Source organism: Streptomyces malaysiense (genome assembly GCF_000980885.2).
In the GTDB taxonomy this organism is placed as follows: domain Bacteria; phylum Actinomycetota; class Actinomycetes; order Streptomycetales; family Streptomycetaceae; genus Streptomyces; species Streptomyces malaysiense.
Genome location: NZ_LBDA02000049.1, coordinates 49,420 through 66,229 on the forward strand (window position 1 = coordinate 49,420; position 16,810 = coordinate 66,229).

At 73.0% G+C, this 16,810-nt stretch carries 12 protein-coding genes; 7 read left to right on the forward strand and 5 right to left on the reverse strand.

Going from position 1 to position 16,810, the window contains the following annotated elements; translation table 11 throughout:
* Both VT52_RS37080 and VT52_RS20645 read right to left on the reverse strand, forming a co-directional pair.
* Nucleotides 1–1,119, reverse strand: coding sequence for an ADP-ribosylglycohydrolase family protein (locus VT52_RS37080; protein WP_046423143.1), 1,119 nt, complete (start codon nt 1,117–1,119; stop codon nt 1–3).
* Nucleotides 1,116–2,399: an ADP-ribosylglycohydrolase family protein gene (locus VT52_RS20645; RefSeq protein ID WP_167377714.1), complete on the reverse strand. Its 1,284-nt coding sequence runs from the start codon at nt 2,397–2,399 to the stop codon at nt 1,116–1,118. Before VT52_RS20645 ends, VT52_RS37080 begins: the two co-directional genes overlap by 4 nt.
* A gap of 276 nt (nt 2,400–2,675) precedes the next feature.
* Here VT52_RS20645 and VT52_RS20650 point away from each other — a divergent pair, with 276 nt between their 5' ends.
* From VT52_RS20650 to VT52_RS20660, 3 genes are all read left to right on the forward strand, one after another.
* Nucleotides 2,676–3,407, forward strand: a complete 732-nt coding sequence (locus tag VT52_RS20650; RefSeq protein ID WP_046426558.1) for a VIT1/CCC1 transporter family protein — start codon at nt 2,676–2,678, stop codon at nt 3,405–3,407.
* 564 nt (nt 3,408–3,971) lie between these two features.
* Complete coding sequence (gene gltB / locus VT52_RS20655; RefSeq protein WP_046426556.1) at nt 3,972–8,483, forward strand: glutamate synthase large subunit; 4,512 nt, start codon at nt 3,972–3,974, stop codon at nt 8,481–8,483.
* Nucleotides 8,476–9,939: a glutamate synthase subunit beta gene (locus VT52_RS20660; protein ID WP_046426554.1), complete on the forward strand. Its 1,464-nt coding sequence runs from the start codon at nt 8,476–8,478 to the stop codon at nt 9,937–9,939. Before gltB ends, VT52_RS20660 begins: the two co-directional genes overlap by 8 nt.
* A 111-nt stretch (nt 9,940–10,050) precedes the next feature.
* Here VT52_RS20660 and VT52_RS20665 read toward each other — a convergent pair whose 3' ends face one another.
* A complete protein-coding gene (locus VT52_RS20665) occupies nt 10,051–10,917 on the reverse strand; it encodes a rhomboid family intramembrane serine protease (RefSeq protein WP_046426553.1) in 867 nt (288 codons plus the stop codon).
* 169 nt (nt 10,918–11,086) lie between these two features.
* Here VT52_RS20665 and VT52_RS20670 point away from each other — a divergent pair, with 169 nt between their 5' ends.
* Nucleotides 11,087–11,812, forward strand: coding sequence for a VWA domain-containing protein (locus VT52_RS20670; protein ID WP_046426551.1), 726 nt, complete (start codon nt 11,087–11,089; stop codon nt 11,810–11,812).
* 10 nt (nt 11,813–11,822) lie between these two features.
* Here the strand turns inward: VT52_RS20670 and VT52_RS20675 are convergent, their stop codons facing one another.
* Entirely contained in the window at nt 11,823–12,785 is a 963-nt protein-coding gene (locus VT52_RS20675; protein WP_046426549.1) for an acyl-CoA dehydrogenase family protein, read from the reverse strand.
* Nucleotides 12,785–13,924 (reverse strand): acyl-CoA dehydrogenase family protein, encoded by a 1,140-nt coding sequence (locus VT52_RS20680; RefSeq protein WP_046426547.1) that lies wholly within the window; start codon nt 13,922–13,924, stop codon nt 12,785–12,787. The genes VT52_RS20675 and VT52_RS20680 overlap by 1 nt, the downstream gene beginning before the upstream one ends.
* Nucleotides 13,925–13,977: 53 nt before the next feature.
* Here VT52_RS20680 and VT52_RS20685 point away from each other — a divergent pair, with 53 nt between their 5' ends.
* Genes VT52_RS20685 through VT52_RS20695 form a run of 3 tightly spaced genes read left to right on the forward strand, consistent with a single transcriptional unit; the run spans nt 13,978 to nt 16,633 of the window.
* Nucleotides 13,978–14,763, forward strand: coding sequence for an SDR family oxidoreductase (locus tag VT52_RS20685; RefSeq protein ID WP_046426545.1), 786 nt, complete (start codon nt 13,978–13,980; stop codon nt 14,761–14,763).
* 30 nt (nt 14,764–14,793) lie between these two features.
* On the forward strand, nt 14,794–15,444 hold the full coding sequence (locus VT52_RS20690) for a TetR/AcrR family transcriptional regulator (RefSeq protein WP_046426543.1): 651 nt from the start codon (nt 14,794–14,796) through the stop codon (nt 15,442–15,444).
* A gap of 31 nt (nt 15,445–15,475) precedes the next feature.
* Nucleotides 15,476–16,633: an acetyl-CoA C-acetyltransferase gene (locus VT52_RS20695; protein ID WP_046426539.1), complete on the forward strand. Its 1,158-nt coding sequence runs from the start codon at nt 15,476–15,478 to the stop codon at nt 16,631–16,633.
* Nucleotides 16,634–16,810: the final 177 nt, after the last annotated feature.

Here is a 16,810-nt window from a genome sequence, read left to right on the forward strand (position 1 = left end):
TCATCCTCCCGGGCGGGCCGGCTGCGCGGCTTCCAGGAGTCCGGCGAGTTCCACCAGGTCGGTGCCGGTCAGCCGGGGCAGGGCGCAGCCGGGCAGCACACGGCAGGCGTCCCGCCAGGTCTCCGGGATCGCGGCGGCGCCGCCGAGCGCGCCGGTGAGGGCGCCCGCGAGGGCGGGAGCCGAGTCGGCGACCCGGGAGAGGCAAGCGGCGGCGGGTACGGCCTCGGCGACACGGCCGCCGGCGGCGGTGGTCAGCGCGAGGGCGACGGGGACGGTCTCGGCGGCGGCGACGCCGTAGCTGTAGACGTGGTCCACGATCTGGTGTTCGAGGAGTGGTACGAGCGTGAAGGCGCACGCGCCGTCCGCGGCGAGGGCGAGCGCGTGCCGGGCGTTGCGGCCGATCTCGGTGCCGGGCGGGAGTTCGGCGAGGGCGGCGGCGACGCAGGCGCCGGTGTCCGCGCCGGTGAGGGCGAGCGAGACGGCCGCCGCCATGGCGCGGGCGCCGTGCACACCGTCGCCGTCCTGGGTGTAGCGGGCGTCGAACTCGGCGAGCGCGGCGGCGCGTCCGGGATCCCCGGGGTGGGCCACGGCGAGGGCGCAGGCGCGCACACAGGCGGCGTCGTCGAAGTAGTGCGGGTTGTCGTGGCCGCTGGCGGGCGGGCGCAGGCCGGTGGCGAGGTTGCCGAGGCCGGCGCGGACGGAGATCCGGGCGCGCAGCGGCAGTACGGCGGACTCGACCTCCGGCGCGCGGTCCGCGGCGGCGGCGACCTCGCAGGCGACCGCGGACCAGGTGAGGTCGATGGCGGCACGCACCCGGCGGTCGCGGCTGAGGTCGCCGAGGGCATCGTCGGTACCGGCCCGCAGCACCGCCTCCGCGGCGAAGGCCGCCCACTCGGCGTCGTCGGAGGGGCCGAGGCGGAGGGGCTCGGGGGGCTGGTTGAGGGCGATCGGCACCGGCAGGGTGGTGGTCGCGTTCTGCTCCGCGAAGGTGTCCAGCTCACGGGTCAGCCGACGGGTCCACTCGGGCATCCGGGCCGCCCGGTGCCGCGCCGCGGGCCAGCCGGCGGCATCCCCGGCTGCCAACCCCAGCAGCATCCCCTCGACCCGCCCGGCCGTCATGCCGTCCCCTCGCGGTCGCCCCGGCCGGCGACGCCGGCCGCGTCCGTGCGGCCGTCCACCGCGACGTCCGTTCCGGAGTCCACCCCCACCAAGGGGCGGCGCACCCTGGAATCCCGGTTCCGCGCCCACCCGTCGTCCGGATCCGCCGGCCGGGAGGCGGGAGCGAGGGGCGGGGGAGGGACGGCGGGGGCCGACCGGAGGACCACGGCAGCGGGGCGGGGTGCCGCCGCCGGCCGGAGGGCGGCTGGTGCCGGCCGGGGCGGCTCCGCGGCCGGGAGGAGGAGTTCCGCCAGTTCCAGGATGTGCCGTCCCTCCATCGACGGCAGGCACCTGCCCCGCGCCGGGCCGATCGCGTCGGCCCAGGCGGCCGGGATCGCGGACAGCCCCTGCGTCGCGCCCGACAGCGCACCCGCCACCGCCGCCGTCGTGTCCGCGTCGCGGCCCATGTTGACGGCGGTGAGCACCGCCTCGCGGAAGTCGCCGTCGGCCGTGGCGTAGGCGCCGAAGGCCAGGGCGACCGCCTCCGGGGCGAGGTCGGTCCAGGGGTAGCCGCCGATGACGACCGCGGAGCGGACCGCGCGTTCGCCGCGGTGGGCGACGGCCACCGCGCGGCGCAGTGAGCGGGCGGTCCAGGAGTCGTCCGGGAGCACCGCCAGGGCCGCGGCGATCACCGCCGGGACCGGAGCGCCCGCCATCGCCGCGGCCACCCCCGCCGCGACGGCCCGGCCGCCGTGGATGCCCTCGCCCTCGTGGCTGACGGAGCCGTCGATCGCGACCAGCCGGGCCGCCTCCCCCGGGCGGCCCGCCGCGAACACCCCGAACGGGGCCGCGCGCATCGCGAGCCCGTCGCTCCAGGCGTGCCGGTGCTGCGCGGAGATCGGCGCCGCCAGCCCCCGGCGCAGATTCTCCAGCGTGCCCCGCTCGCTGAAGCCCGCGCCGCGGAACGCGGCCCGCTCGCCGATCCACTCGTGCCAGGCCGCCTCCGCGTGCGCCGGGGTGAGCGCGGAGCCGTGGCGGGCGAGCAGCAGACCGGAGAAGAGCGCGTACTCGGTGTCGTCCGTACCTTGCGGCCGGTCCGCGACGTAGCCGGTGATACGACCCCATCGGGCCCGGATCTCGGAGGGCTTCAGGTTCTCCGCGGGGGCGCCGAGCGCGTCGCCGACGGCCAGGCCCAGCAACGCGCCCCGGGCCCGGGAGCGCAGTCCGGTGGACTCACCGGGCCGCGCTCCGGTGGGCTCACCGGACGCCGGGAGCGGGGGAGTACAGGCGGTCGATGCCATGGGCGGCCTCCTTCGGCGGGGCCCACCCGGGCCCGCGGACCCTTTGCGGATGTGTCCCACGGCGGGCCGCCGTACGTGCCTGGGACGGCGTCCTGTCATCCGTTCGGCAACCTCGGCGCTGAGCGGGGCGAATGACCGGCGAAAACCGTGAAGCCGCAGGTTAGCCCAGCCTTTCCTTGCTGGCGGCGCGATCCGGAACGACGTAGATTCCGTGGTGTCGAAAAGTAGAACTCGTCCAAAGTTAGCTTTGGCTAAGCTAAATCGGGGAAGAAGACCATGGCCCTCATCGAAACCGAGGCCGCGCTGCACGAAGCGCACCGCGACAACCACACGCACCGCGATGTCAACGGCGGCTGGCTGCGCCCCGCCGTCTTCGGCGCGATGGACGGCCTGGTCTCCAACCTCGCCCTGATGACCGGCGTGGCCGGTGGCGCCGTCGGCCACCAGACCATCGTCATCACCGGACTCGCGGGCCTCGCCGCCGGCGCCTTCTCCATGGCCGCCGGCGAGTACACCTCCGTCGCCTCCCAGCGGGACCTGGTCGAGGCCGAGCTGGACGTCGAGCGTCGCGAGCTGCGCCGGCACCCCCAGGACGAGGAGGACGAGCTCGCGGCACTGTACGTGGCCCGGGGCGTGGCCCCCGAACTGGCCCGTGAGGTCGCCCGGCAGCTGTCCAAGGACCCCGAGCAGGCCCTGGAGATACATGCCCGCGAGGAACTGGGCATCGACCCGGGCGACCTGCCCTCCCCGCTGGTCGCGGCGGTCTCCTCCTTCGGTTCCTTCGCCCTCGGCGCGCTGCTGCCCCTGCTGCCGTACCTGCTCGGCGCGACCGTCCTGTGGCCCGCCCTGCTGCTCGCGCTGATCGGGCTCTTCGGCTGCGGCGCCGTCGTGGCCAAGGTGACCGCGCGCAGCTGGTGGTTCAGCGGCCTGCGGCAACTCGCGCTGGGCGGCGCGGCCGCCGGTGTGACGTACGCCCTGGGCGCCCTGTTCGGAACGGCCGTAGGATAACGCGCGACCGGTACTTATACGCGGAGACGAATAAGTAGCCGTTACCCGCTGGTTTCGGATGCATGACCACGGGGCATGAGCCGTAAGCGCTGTGGGCAATGACGCCTGCCGCACCCCCGCGGGGTGGGCCGACGAAGATCCCCCCTGCTCCCACCCCGGACCGATGGGCACCGATCCGACCGATGGTGCCGCAGCGGTCCACCCACATGCGTTCGCCGCCACCGCGGCGGCCGGCCGCCCCGGGCGGCACCGGGCCGTCGCGCCATGCGGCACCGGCCGCTTCGTGCGGTAACCGGCCGCCCCGCGCGGCCCCGGGACACCGGTCATGAACCCCGGCTGTGTCCGCATGATGAAACGGAGCATCCGCTTCCCGAGAACCGGGTCATCATGTAACCTGCACGAAATTTCGCCATCTCCGCAGAGGGCCAACGTCGTCCCTCGGCACACGCCACATGCCACATGACGACGACGGGAGAGCCGATGCGTACGCCGCGCCAGCCGTCCCAGCATTCCGAGAACGGCCAGAACTGGTCGTTCATGGATGCTCGCCCTGCTGCGCAGGGTATGTACGACCCCCGCAACGAACACGACGCCTGCGGCGTCGGTTTCGTCGCCACTCTCACCGGCGAGGCCTCCCACACCCTGGTCGAGCAGGCGCTCACCGTGCTGCGCAATCTGGAGCACCGCGGCGCCACCGGCTCCGAGCCGGACTCGGGCGACGGCGCGGGCCTGCTCTCGCAGGTGCCGGACGCCTTCTTCCGCGAGGTGGCCGGATTCGAACTGCCCGCCGCCGGTTCGTACGCCGTCGGCATCGCCTTCCTGCCCGCCGAGGGCACCGGGGACGCCGTCTCGGCGATCGAGACGATCGCCGCCGAGGAGGGCCTGACCGTCCTCGGCTGGCGCGAGGTGCCGGTCGCCCCCGAGCTGCTGGGCGCCACCGCCCGCGCCACCATGCCGGTCTTCCGGCAGATCTTCGTGACCGACGGGGCCAGCGAGGGCATCGTCCTGGACCGCAAGGCGTTCGTGCTGCGCAAGCGCGCCGAGCGCGAGGCGGGCGTGTACTTCCCGTCGCTGTCCGCGCGCACCATCGTCTACAAGGGCATGCTGACCACCGGCCAGCTGGAGCCCTTCTTCCCGGACCTCTCGGACCGCCGCTTCGCCTCCGCGATCGCGCTGGTGCACTCCCGGTTCTCCACGAACACCTTCCCGTCGTGGCCGCTCGCGCACCCGTACCGCTTCATCGCCCACAACGGCGAGATCAACACCGTGCAGGGCAACCGCAACTGGATGCGCGCCCGCGAGTCCCGGCTGGCCTCCGACCTGTTCGGCGCCCCGGAGAAGCTGGAGCGGATCTTCCCGGTCTGCACCCCCGGCGCCTCCGACTCCGCCTCCTTCGACGAGGTCCTGGAGCTGCTGCACCTCGGCGGCCGCTCGCTGCCGCACTCCGTGCTGATGATGATCCCGGAGGCATGGGAGAACCACGCCTCCATGGACGAGGCCCGGCGTGCCTTCTACGGCTTCCACGCCACGATGATGGAGCCGTGGGACGGCCCCGCCTGCGTCACCTTCACCGACGGCACCCAGGTCGGCGCCGTGCTCGACCGCAACGGTCTGCGCCCCGGCCGCTACTGGGTCACCGACGAGGGCCTGGTCGTCCTCGGCTCCGAGGTCGGCGTCCTCGACATCGACCCCGCCCGGGTCGTCCGCAAGGGCCGGCTGCAGCCCGGCCGGATGTTCCTCGTGGACACCGCCGAGCACCGCATCATCGAGGACGACGAGATCAAGGCCTCGCTCACCGGCGCACAGCCGTACGCCGAGTGGCTGGAGGCCGGTGAGATCGAGCTGGGCGACCTGCCCGAGCGCGAGCACATCGTGCACACCCACGCCTCGGTCACCCGCCGCCAGCAGACCTTCGGCTACACCGAGGAGGAACTGCGCGTCATCCTCGCCCCGATGGCCCGCACCGGCGCCGAGCCGATCGGCTCCATGGGCACCGACTCCCCGATCGCGGCCCTGTCCGAGCGCCCCCGGCTGCTCTTCGACTACTTCACCCAGCTGTTCGCCCAGGTCACCAACCCGCCGCTGGACGCCATCCGGGAGGAGCTGGTCACCTCCCTGCGCAGCGCGCTCGGCCCGCAGGGCAATCTGCTCGACCCGACCGCCGCCTCCTGCCGGTCCGTCCTGCTGCCCTTCCCGGTGATCGACAACGACGAGCTGGCCAAGCTCATCCACATCAACGCCGACGGCGACATGCCCGGCTTCAAGGCCGCGACGCTCTCCGGTCTGTTCCGGGTGAGCGGCCGCGGCGAGTCGCTGGCCGCCCGCATCGAGGAGATCTGCTCGGAGGCCGACGCGGCCATCGAGAACGGCGCCCGGCTGATCGTCCTCTCCGACCGGCACTCGGACGCCGAGCACGCGCCGATCCCCTCGCTGCTGCTGACCGCGGCCGTCCACCACCACCTCATCCGCACCAAGCAGCGCACCCACGTGGGCCTGCTGGTCGAGGCCGGCGACGTCCGCGAGGTCCACCACGTCGCCCTGCTGATCGGCTTCGGCGCCGCCGCCGTCAACCCGTACCTGGCGATGGAGTCGGTGGAGGACCTGGTCCGCGCGGGCACCTTCCTCGACGGCGCCGACCCCGAGAAGGCCATCAAGAACCTGATCTACGCGCTCGGCAAGGGCGTCCTGAAGGTCATGTCCAAGATGGGCATCTCCACCGTCGCCTCCTACCGCGGCGCCCAGGTCTTCGAGGCCGTCGGCCTCGACGAGTCCTTCGTGGAGAAGTACTTCAACGGCACCGCCACCAAGATCGGCGGCGTCGGCATCGACGTCATCGCCGGCGAGGTCGCCGCCCGCCACGCCAAGGCGTACCCGGCCTCCGGCATCGCGCCGGCGCACCGCGCGCTCGACATCGGCGGCGAGTACCAGTGGCGCCGCGAGGGCGAGCCGCACCTGTTCGACCCGGAGACGGTCTTCCGCCTCCAGCACTCCACGCGGACCGCGAGCTACGACATCTTCAAGAAGTACACCTCGCGGGTGAACGAGCAGTCCGAGCGACTGATGACGCTGCGCGGGCTGTTCGGTTTCACCTCCGAGCGGGCGCCGATCCCGGTCGAGGAGGTCGAGCCGGTCAGCGAGATCGTCAAGCGGTTCTCGACCGGCGCGATGTCGTACGGCTCCATCTCCAAGGAGGCGCACGAGACCCTCGCCATCGCCATGAACCAGCTGGGCGGCAAGTCCAACACCGGTGAGGGCGGCGAGGACCCGGAGCGCCTGTACGACCCCGCGCGCCGCTCGGCGATCAAGCAGGTCGCCTCCGGCCGCTTCGGCGTCACCTCCGAGTACCTGGTCAACGCGGACGACATCCAGATCAAGATGGCCCAGGGCGCCAAGCCCGGCGAGGGCGGCCAGCTGCCCGGCCACAAGGTCTACCCGTGGGTCGCCAAGACGCGTCACTCGACCCCCGGCGTGGGTCTGATCTCCCCGCCGCCGCACCACGACATCTACTCCATCGAGGATCTGGCCCAGCTGATCCACGACCTCAAGAACGCCAACCCCCGGGCGCGGATCCACGTCAAGCTGGTCTCCGAGGTCGGCGTCGGCACGGTCGCGGCGGGTGTGTCCAAGGCACACGCGGACGTCGTGCTGATCTCCGGCCACGACGGCGGCACCGGCGCCTCCCCGCTGACCTCCCTCAAGCACGCGGGCGGCCCCTGGGAGCTGGGCCTGGCCGAGACGCAGCAGACGCTGCTGCTCAACGGGTTGCGCGACCGGATCGTCGTGCAGACCGACGGTCAGCTCAAGACCGGCCGCGACGTCGTCATCGCCGCGCTGCTCGGCGCCGAGGAGTTCGGTTTCGCGACCGCGCCGCTCGTCGTCTCCGGCTGCGTCATGATGCGCGTCTGCCATCTGGACACCTGCCCGGTCGGCATCGCCACCCAGAACCCGGTGCTGCGCGAGCGCTTCGCCGGCAAGGCCGAACACATCGTGAACTTCTTCCGGTTCATCGCCGAGGAGGTCCGCGAGCTGCTCGCCGAGCTGGGCTTCCGCACCATCGAGGAGGCCGTCGGTCACGCCGAGGTGCTGGACGTGCGGCGCGCCGTCGACCACTGGAAGGCTCAGGGCCTGGACCTGGCGCCGCTGTTCCACGTGCCGGACCTGCCCGAGGGCGCGGTCCGCCACCAGCAGATCGCCCAGGACCACGGCCTGGAGAAGGCCCTGGACAACGAGCTGATCAGGCTCGCCGCCGACGCCCTGGCCGCGAACGACGCGACCGAGGCCCAGCCGGTGCGCGCCCAGGTCGCCATCCGCAACATCAACCGCACGGTCGGCACCATGCTCGGCCATGAGGTGACCAAGAAGTTCGGCGGCGCCGGCCTGCCCGAGGACGCCATCGACATCACGTTCACCGGTTCCGCGGGCCAGTCCTTCGGCGCGTTCCTGCCGCGCGGCGTCACGCTGCGGCTGGAGGGCGACGCCAACGACTACGTCGGCAAGGGGCTCTCGGGCGGCCGGATCGTCGTCCGCCCGGACCGCGCCGCCGACCACCTCGCCGAGTACTCGACGATCGCGGGCAACACGATCGGCTACGGCGCCACCGGTGGCGAGCTGTTCCTGCGCGGTCGTACCGGTGAGCGGTTCTGTGTGCGCAACTCCGGCGCGCTGGTCGTCTCCGAGGGTGTGGGCGACCACGGCTGCGAGTACATGACCGGTGGCCACGCCGTCGTCCTCGGTCCGACCGGCCGCAACTTCGCCGCGGGCATGTCCGGCGGCATCGCCTACGTCATCGACCTCGACCCCGACAACGTCAACGCGGGCAACGCGGACGCGGTCCGGGAACTGACCGAACCGGACAAGGCGTGGCTGCACGACGTCGTGCGCCGGCACGCCGAGGAGACCGGCTCGACCGTCGCCGCGAGGCTGCTCGCCGACTGGGACGCGGCCGCGGCCCGGTTCAGCAAGATCATCCCCAGCACGTACCAGGCAGTGCTCGCCGCCAAGGACGCCGCCGAGCGAGCCGGTCTCTCCGAGACCGAGATCACCGAGAAGATGATGGAGGCGGCGACCAATGGCTGATCCGAAGGGCTTCCTCAACCACGGCCGCGAGGCCGCCAGGACCCGTCCCGTCGGTGAGCGTGTCAAGGACTGGAACGAGGTCTACGTCCCCGGCTCCCTGCTGCCGATCATCGGCAAGCAGGCCAGCCGGTGCATGGACTGCGGCATCCCGTTCTGCCACAACGGCTGTCCGCTCGGGAACCTGATCCCCGAGTGGAACGACTACGCCTACCGCGAGGACTGGGCCGCCGCCTACGAGCGGCTGCACGCCACCAACAACTTCCCGGAGTTCACCGGGCGGCTGTGCCCGGCGCCGTGCGAGTCGGCGTGCGTGCTGGGCATCAACCAGCAGCCGGTCACCATCAAGAACGTCGAGGTCTCCATCATCGACAAGGCGTGGGAGGGCGGGCACGTCGCCCCGCGCGTCCCCGAGCGCCTGTCCGGCAAGACGGTCGCGGTCATCGGCTCGGGCCCCTCCGGCCTCGCCGCCGCCCAGCAGCTGACCCGGGCCGGCCACACGGTCGCCGTCTACGAGCGCGCGGACCGCATCGGTGGCCTCCTGCGCTACGGCATCCCCGAGTTCAAGATGGAGAAGCGGCACATCAACCGCCGTATCGAGCAGATGCGCGCGGAGGGCACCCGCTTCCGCACCGGTGTGGAGGTCGGCCGCGACCTCAACGCACGCGACCTGAAGAAGCGCTACGACGCGGTCGTGATCGCCGCCGGCTCCACCACCGCCCGTGATCTCCCCGTCCCCGGGCGGGAGCTGAAGGGCGTCTACCAGGCGATGGAGTACCTGCCGCTGGCCAACAAGGTCCAGGAGGGCGACTACGTGGCGGCGCCCGTGACGGCCGAGGGCAAGCATGTCGTCGTGATCGGCGGCGGTGACACCGGCGCGGACTGCGTGGGCACCGCCCACCGCCAGGGCGCGGCCTCGGTCACCCAGCTGGAGATCATGCCCCGCCCGAACGAGGAGCGGCACCCGACCGGGCAGCCCTGGCCCACCTTCCCGATCCTCTACAAGGTCACCTCGGCCCACGAGGAGGGCGGCGAGCGGATCTACTCCGCCTCCACCACCCACTTCGAGGGCGACGAGGACGGCAACGTGCAGTGGCTGCACATCGCCGAGGTCGAGTTCGTGGACGGCAGGCCGAGCCAGAAGCCGGGCACCGAGCGCCGTATCCCGGCGCAGCTGGTCACCCTGGCGATGGGCTTCACCGGCACCGACCGCGAGAACGGTCTGGTGGAGCAGTTCGGCCTGGACCTCGACGAGCGCGGTAACATCGCCCGCGACGCCGATTTCCAGACCAACGTGCCGGGAGTGTTCGTCGCCGGTGACGCCGGCCGCGGGCAGTCCCTCATCGTCTGGGCGATCGCGGAGGGCCGCTCGGCCGCCCGCGGCGTCGACCGCTACCTGACCGGGGCCAGCGACCTGCCGGCCCCGATCCGTCCGACCGACCGCGCGCTCGCGGTCTGACGGCACCCCCGAACGTCCCGCACAAAGGCGTGCGGAACACCGATGGCGCCTGCCCACCTGTCCCCGACCGGACGACCGGGCAGGCGCCGTCGACTTTTCCGCCGCCGCCGATCAGGCGGTCAGCGAGGCCGCCTTCAGCCAGGCGAGCACGATCAGCAGGGCGAGCAGGGCCACGCACACCCCCGCCTGCACCAGGGTGCGCCGCTGGTCGCGGGGCGCGTAGGCGTACGCCACGGTCACCACGGCACCCGCGAGCAGACCGCCGAGGTGGCCCTGCCAGGAGGTCAGCCCCGCGGAGATCACCAGCCACAGCAGCAGGCCCGCCATGTACCGGTTGACCTCGCGCATGTCGTGGCCGAGGCGGCGGCCCATGACCCAGTAGGCGGCGCCCAGTCCGAAGATCGCTCCGGAGGCGCCGACCGTGTAGGACTCCGGGGCCAGCAGCAGCTCCAGCACCGAACCGCCGAGCGCCGACAGCAGATACAGGGCGAGGTGGCGCACCCGGCCCAGCTGGGTCTCCACGACCCGGCCGATGTTCCACAGCGCCACCATGTTGAACAGGATGTGCGTGATCCCGAACGTCCCCTCACCGGGCGTCAGATGCAGGAACGCGCCGGTCAGCAGCCGGTACCACTCCCCGTGCGCGACGCCCTCCGGGACATAGCCGGCGGGTGTGGTGCCGAGCATCGCGAAGCGGTACTCGAACGACGGCCGGGCCAGCTCCACCAGATACGCCGCCACGTTCAGCCCGACCAGCACATAGGTCACCAGCGGCACCGCGGCGATCCGGCCCCCGAACACGGTCCGCGCCCGCCGGATCGAACGGGCGCCCTCCCGCACGCACTCCACGCACTGGTGGCCGACCGCGGCCTCCCGCATGCAGGACGGGCAGATGAAGCGGTCGCAGCGGGTGCAGCGGACATACGACTCCACCTGCGGATGACGGTAACAGGTGGTCACGACGGACTCGGCGGCCACGGGCCGGCTCCTCGAAAAGGGAAGGACGACAAGGAAAGGGGAGAGGCGGGGGGAAGCACAGCGAGCCGGTGGGGCGGCAGCGAACAAAATAGCGAACAGATGTGACGGCCGTGACGCCCGGTGCGCGTGATCACGTAGGCTCGGCCCCTCGGAACAGCCGGAGGGGGCCATGGCCGCGATCAGCCTGCGCAAGGTCGAGGAGACCGCGCCCGCACTCGTCGGCGCCTACCGCTCGGCCGGGGTCAGTCTGCGCAAACACGGCCTGGACGGGCTGCGGGCCGCCGTCTACCTCGTCCTCGACCACTCCGGTTCCATGCGCCCCTACTACCAGGACGGCAGCGTCCAGGCGCTCGCCGACCGGGTGCTGGGGCTGTCCGCGCACCTGGACGACGACGGCCGGGTGCCGGTGGTGTTCTTCTCCACCGGCATCGACGCCGTCACCGAGATCCCGCTCGCCGGTCACGAGGGCGGCGTCGAGCGGATCGTCGCCGGTCTCGGCCACATGGGCCGGACGAGCTACCACCTGGCGATGGACGCCGTCATCGAGCACTACCTGGACAGCGGCGCCACCGACCCCGCCCTGGTCGTCTTCCAGACCGACGGCGGCCCGGTCGACAAGTTCGCCGCGGAGCGCTATCTCTGCAAGTCCGCGAAGCTTCCGCTGTTCTGGCAGTTCATCGGCTTCGGCGACCCGCGCGGCAAGCAGTTCGACTTCCTGCGCAAACTGGACGAACTCCCGGTGCCCGGCAAACGGATCGTGGACAACGCCGGCTTCTTCCACGTGGGCGAGGACCCCCGGCGCGTCCCCGACGCCGAGCTGTACGACCGTCTCGTCGCCGAGTTCCCCGCCTGGCTGGCGGCCGCGCGCGCGGCGGGCGTCGTCCGCCCCTCCTGAACCGGCCCGCTCACGGGTTCACCTCCCCGAGGGCGTCGGCCAGGACCAGCTCCCGGCACTCCTCGGGCGTCCCCCACGCGGTGCGCAGCGCGCGGGCCTTGGTCAGCCACAGGGAGAGGTCGTACTCCGCGGTGTAGCCGATCGCGCCGTGCAGATGCAGCGCCGTCCGCGCGGTGCCGTACGCCGCCTCGCACGCCCGGAGCTTGGCCGCGGCCACGTCCGCCGGGCGCATCGATATCGCCGCGCCGAGCACGAGGGGCCGGGCGAACTCCAGGGCCGTCCTCGCGTCGGCCAGCCGGTGCTTGACCGCCTGGAAGGAGCCGACGGGTACCCCGAACTGGGTGCGCTGCCCGACGTAGGCCACCGTGCGGTCGAGCAGGGCCAGACCGACGCCGAGGGCCTGCGCGGCGACGGCCAGCCGGGCCCAGACGAGGGCCCGCTCGTACGGGGGATCGGTGCGGAGCGGGGCGCCGTCCGGGACGAGCGGGGTCAGCCGGCGGGCGGGATCCAGGGACGCGCGCACCGGTCCGGGGGTCGCCTGGCACAGGCCGCCGGGGGTGGGCGCGAGCCGGAGCGCGGCCGCGTCCCCGTCGAGGGCCGGCCCGCCGGGCGGTGCGACGGTGACCGGCACCTCGCCCGCCACCAGCCCCGGCAGGAAGCGTGCGGCGTGCGGCGGCGCGTCCAGGAGCAGGGCCGCCGCGACCGTCTCCACCAGCGGTCCGGGTACCGCGTGCCGACCCAACTCCAGGAAAGCGAGGGCCAGTTCCACCGGCCGCCGCCCTGCCCCGCCGTACTCCCGCGGTACCGCGAGCCCGAACACCCCGGCCTTCGCGAGCCGCGCCCACAAGGCCCGCCCGCGCGCGTGCTCGCCACGGCTCCACTCCCGGACCACCGCCGGGGTGTCCGCCGCCGTCAGCAGGGCTCCCAGCGAGTCGGTGAAGGCCCGCTGCTCGGCATCGGGGAGGAAGCGCATCAGCGGCGTCCCTTCGGCAGGCCCAGCAGTCGCTCGGCGATGATGTCGCGCTGGATCTCGTTGGTGCCCGCGTAGACCGGACCGGCCAGCGCGAAGACGTACCCCTGCGACCAGGCGCCGTCGGCCTCCTCGCCCTCCGGGCCCAGCAGGTCGAGCGCCGTCTCGTGCAGCGCGAGGTCCAGCTCGGACCAGAACACCTTGTTCATGCTGGTCTCCGGGCCGAGCCGGCCGCCGGCCAGGAACCGGGAGGCGGCCGCGTAGGTGAACAGCCGGTAGGCGCGGGCGCCGATCACCGCGTCCGCCACCCGCTCGCGCGCGTGCTCCGGACAGCCGCGCGCCCGCCACAGCCCGACCAGACGGCGCGCCGCGGCGAGGAACCGGCCCGGTGAACGCAGCGTCAGCCCCCGCTCGTTGCCCGCCGTCGACATCGCGATCCGCCAGCCCTGTCCCGGTTCGCCGATCACGTCCTCGTCCGGCACGAACACCTCGTCCAGGAACAGCTCCGCGAACGCGGGCCTGCCGTCCAGCCGGCCGATCGGGCGCACCGTGACCCCGGGAGCGCGCAGGTCGAACATCAGATAGGTGAGCCCCTGATGGGGCCGCTCCGCCCCCGGATCGCTGCGGAACAGCCCGAAGGCCCGGTCGGCGAAGGCCGCCCGCGAGGACCATGTCTTCTGTCCGCCGAGCAGCCAGCCGCCGTCCGCGCGCACCGCCCGGGAGGTGAGCGAGGCCAGATCCGAGCCCGCCTCGGGCTCCGACCAGGCCTGCGCCCACACCACCTCGCCCGAGGCCATCGGCGGCAGCACCCGCGCGCACTGCTCCGGCGTCCCGTGCTCCAGCAGGGTGGGGGCCAGCAGGTCGATCCCGTTCTGCCCGACCCGGCCGGGCGCGCCCGCCGCCCAGTACTCCTCCTCGAACAGCAGCCAGCCCAGCAGCCCAGCGTCCCGTCCGCCGTACCGCCGCGGCCAGGACACCACCGACCAGTGGTCCGCGGCCAGTTCGGCCTCCCAGGCGCGATGGGCGGCGAACCCCGCCGCCGTCTCCAGCGACGGCAGCGGCACCCGCGGCACGTGCGCCGCCAGCCAGGCGCGGGCCTCGGCGCGGAACTCCTCGTCGGCCGGGGAGAAGGTCAGGTCCATGGCCGCCGTCACCATCCTTCCCTAACAAGTGTTTGGTAGGTTAGCGTGACCCCATGACAGGCGTCGAGAGCCCGGCCTACGTCCCCGGGCACGGACTGCTCAAGGGCCGCAGCGCCGTCGTCACCGCGGCGGCCGGCACCGGTATCGGCGGGGCCACCGCGCGCCGCTTCCTGGAGGAGGGCGCCCGCGTCCTGCTCAGCGACGCACACCCCCGGCGCCTGAAGGAGCACGAGGCCGAACTGGCCCGGCGGTTCCCGGGCGCGGTGACCGCCCTGCCCTGCGACGTCACCGACGAGCGGCAGGTCCGGGCACTGTTCGAGACGGCCGCCGCCGAGCACGGCCGACTGGACATCGTCGTCAACAACGCGGGACTCGGCGGTACTTCGCCCCTCGCCGACATGACCGACGACCAGTGGAACCGCGTCCTGGACGTCACCCTGAACGGCACCTTCCGCTGCACCCGGGCCGCCCTGCGCGCGCTGCGGACCACCGGCGGCGGAGTGATCGTCAACAACGCCTCCGTCGTCGGCTGGCGCGCCCAGGCCGGACAGGCCCACTACGCCGCCGCCAAGGCCGGGGTGATGGCCCTGACCCGCTGCGCCGCCGTCGAGGCCGCCGCCTACGGGGTGCGGGTCAACGCCGTCGCGCCCAGCCTGGCCCACCACCCCCACCTGGTGAGGGTCACCACCCCCGAACTCCTGGCGGAGCTGACCGAACGCGAGGCCTTCGGCCGCCCCGCCGAGCCCTGGGAGGTGGCCAACGTGATCGTGTTCCTCGCCTCCGGCTACTCCTCGTACATGACCGGCGAGACCGTCGCCGTCAGCAGCCAGCGCGCCTAGGGCGAGCGGGGGAGCGTCCAGAATGGGTGCGTGCCGACCAAGAAGAAGCCCCAGGTGACCGCCGCAGCGGTCCGGCGCGGCGAACTCCTCAACACCGCCGCCGAAGTGTTCGCCGAACACGGCTACAACGCCACCACCGTCCGCCGCATCGCCGACCACGCCGGTATGCTCGCGGGCAGCCTCTACTACCACTTCGACTCCAAGGAGTCGATGCTCGAAGAGATCCTGCGCACCTTCCTCGACGAGCTGTGGGGCGGCTACGACAGCGTCCTCGCCGCCGGACTCGGGCCCCGCGAGACGCTGGAGGCCCTGGTCACCGAGTCCTTCCGGGAGATCGACCGGCACCGTGCCGCCGTCGCCATCTACCAGAAGGAGAGCCGGCAGCTGGTCGCCCAGGACCGGTTCGCCTTCCTCGCCGAGTCCCAGCGCCGGTTCGAACGGGCCTGGCTCTCCACCCTGGAACGCGGGGTCGCCGAACACGTCTTCCGCTCCGATTTGGACGTCCGGCTCACCTACCGGTTCGTCCGCGACACCGTGTGGGTCGCCGCCTCCTGGTACCGGCCCGGCGGACAGCACAGCCCCGAGGAGATCGCCCGCCAGTACCTGTCGATGGTGCTGGACGGCATCGCCGTACGCGCACGGCACGAAGAGCGCGACGAGAAGAGCGAGCACAGCGGATAACACCCCTTTCCCTGCGAGGGAGTCGAGTCACATGGCCGAGGCCTACATCGTCGAAGCGGTCCGCACGCCCGTCGGGCGACGCGGGGGAGGACTCAGCGGCGTCCACCCGGCCGACCTGGGCGCCCATGTCCTTCGAGCGCTCGTGGAGCGGGCCGGCATCGACCCGGCCGCCGTCGAGGACGTCGTGTTCGGTTGTCTGGACGCGGTGGGTCCCCAGGCCGGGGACATCGCCCGCACCAGCTGGCTGGCCGCCGGACTGCCCGAGGAGGTGCCGGGCGTGACCGTGGACCGGCAGTGCGGCTCCTCGCAGCAGGCCGTGCACTTCGCCGCGCAGGCCGTGCTCTCCGGCACCCAGGACCTGGTGGTCGCCGGCGGTGTGCAGAACATGTCCCAGATCCCCATCGCCTTCGCCTCCCGCCAGGCCGCCGACCCGCTCGGCCTGACCGAGGGGCCCTTCCTCGGCAGCACCGGCTGGCGCGCCCGCTACGGCAACCGGCCCGTCAACCAGTTCGCCGGCGCCGAGGCCATCGCCGCCCAGTGGCGCATCGGCCGCGCCGAGCAGGAGGAGTTCGCCCTGCGCTCGCACCGGCGTGCGGTGTGGGCCGTCGACACCGGCCGCTTCGCGCGCGAGACCGTCCCCTACGGCCCGGTCGCCGTGGACGAGGGCCCCCGCCGCGACACCTCCCTGGAGAAGATGGCCGCCCTGAAGCCGGTCCTCGACGGCGGCACCATCAGCGCCGCCTGCTCCTCCCAGACCTCAGACGGCGCCGCCGCCCTCCTCCTCGCCTCCGAACGCGCGGTCCGCGATCACGGACTGCGTCCCCGCGCCCGCGTCCACCACCTCTCCGCGCGCGGCGAGGACCCCATACGCATGCTCTCCGCCCCCATCCCGGCCACCGCGCACGCCCTGAAGAAGACCGGCCTGACCATCGACGCCCTCGACCTCGTGGAGATCAACGAGGCCTTCGCCCCGGTCGTCCTCGCCTGGCTGAAGGAGACCGGAGCCGACCCGGAGAAGGTCAACGTCAACGGCGGCGCGATCGCCCTCGGCCACCCCCTCGGCGCGACCGGCGCCCGGCTGATGACCACCCTGCTCCACGAACTGGAGCGCACCGGCGGCCGTTACGGCCTCCAGACCATGTGCGAGGGCGGCGGCCAGGCCAACGTGACCGTCATCGAACGCCTCTGAGCGAGACTCCGGTCCCGGCCCTTCCCCGGGGACCACAGGACGCCCGGCCTCGGGCCTCCGGGCCTTGCGTGCAAACGGCCTTCCGGGCTCGGGATCTGCAGGTCCCCAGGGCCTGTCGGTCTCGGGAGCTGCCGGCCTCCGGGATCTGTCGGTCCCCGGGACGGGGGCCCTGGGGCC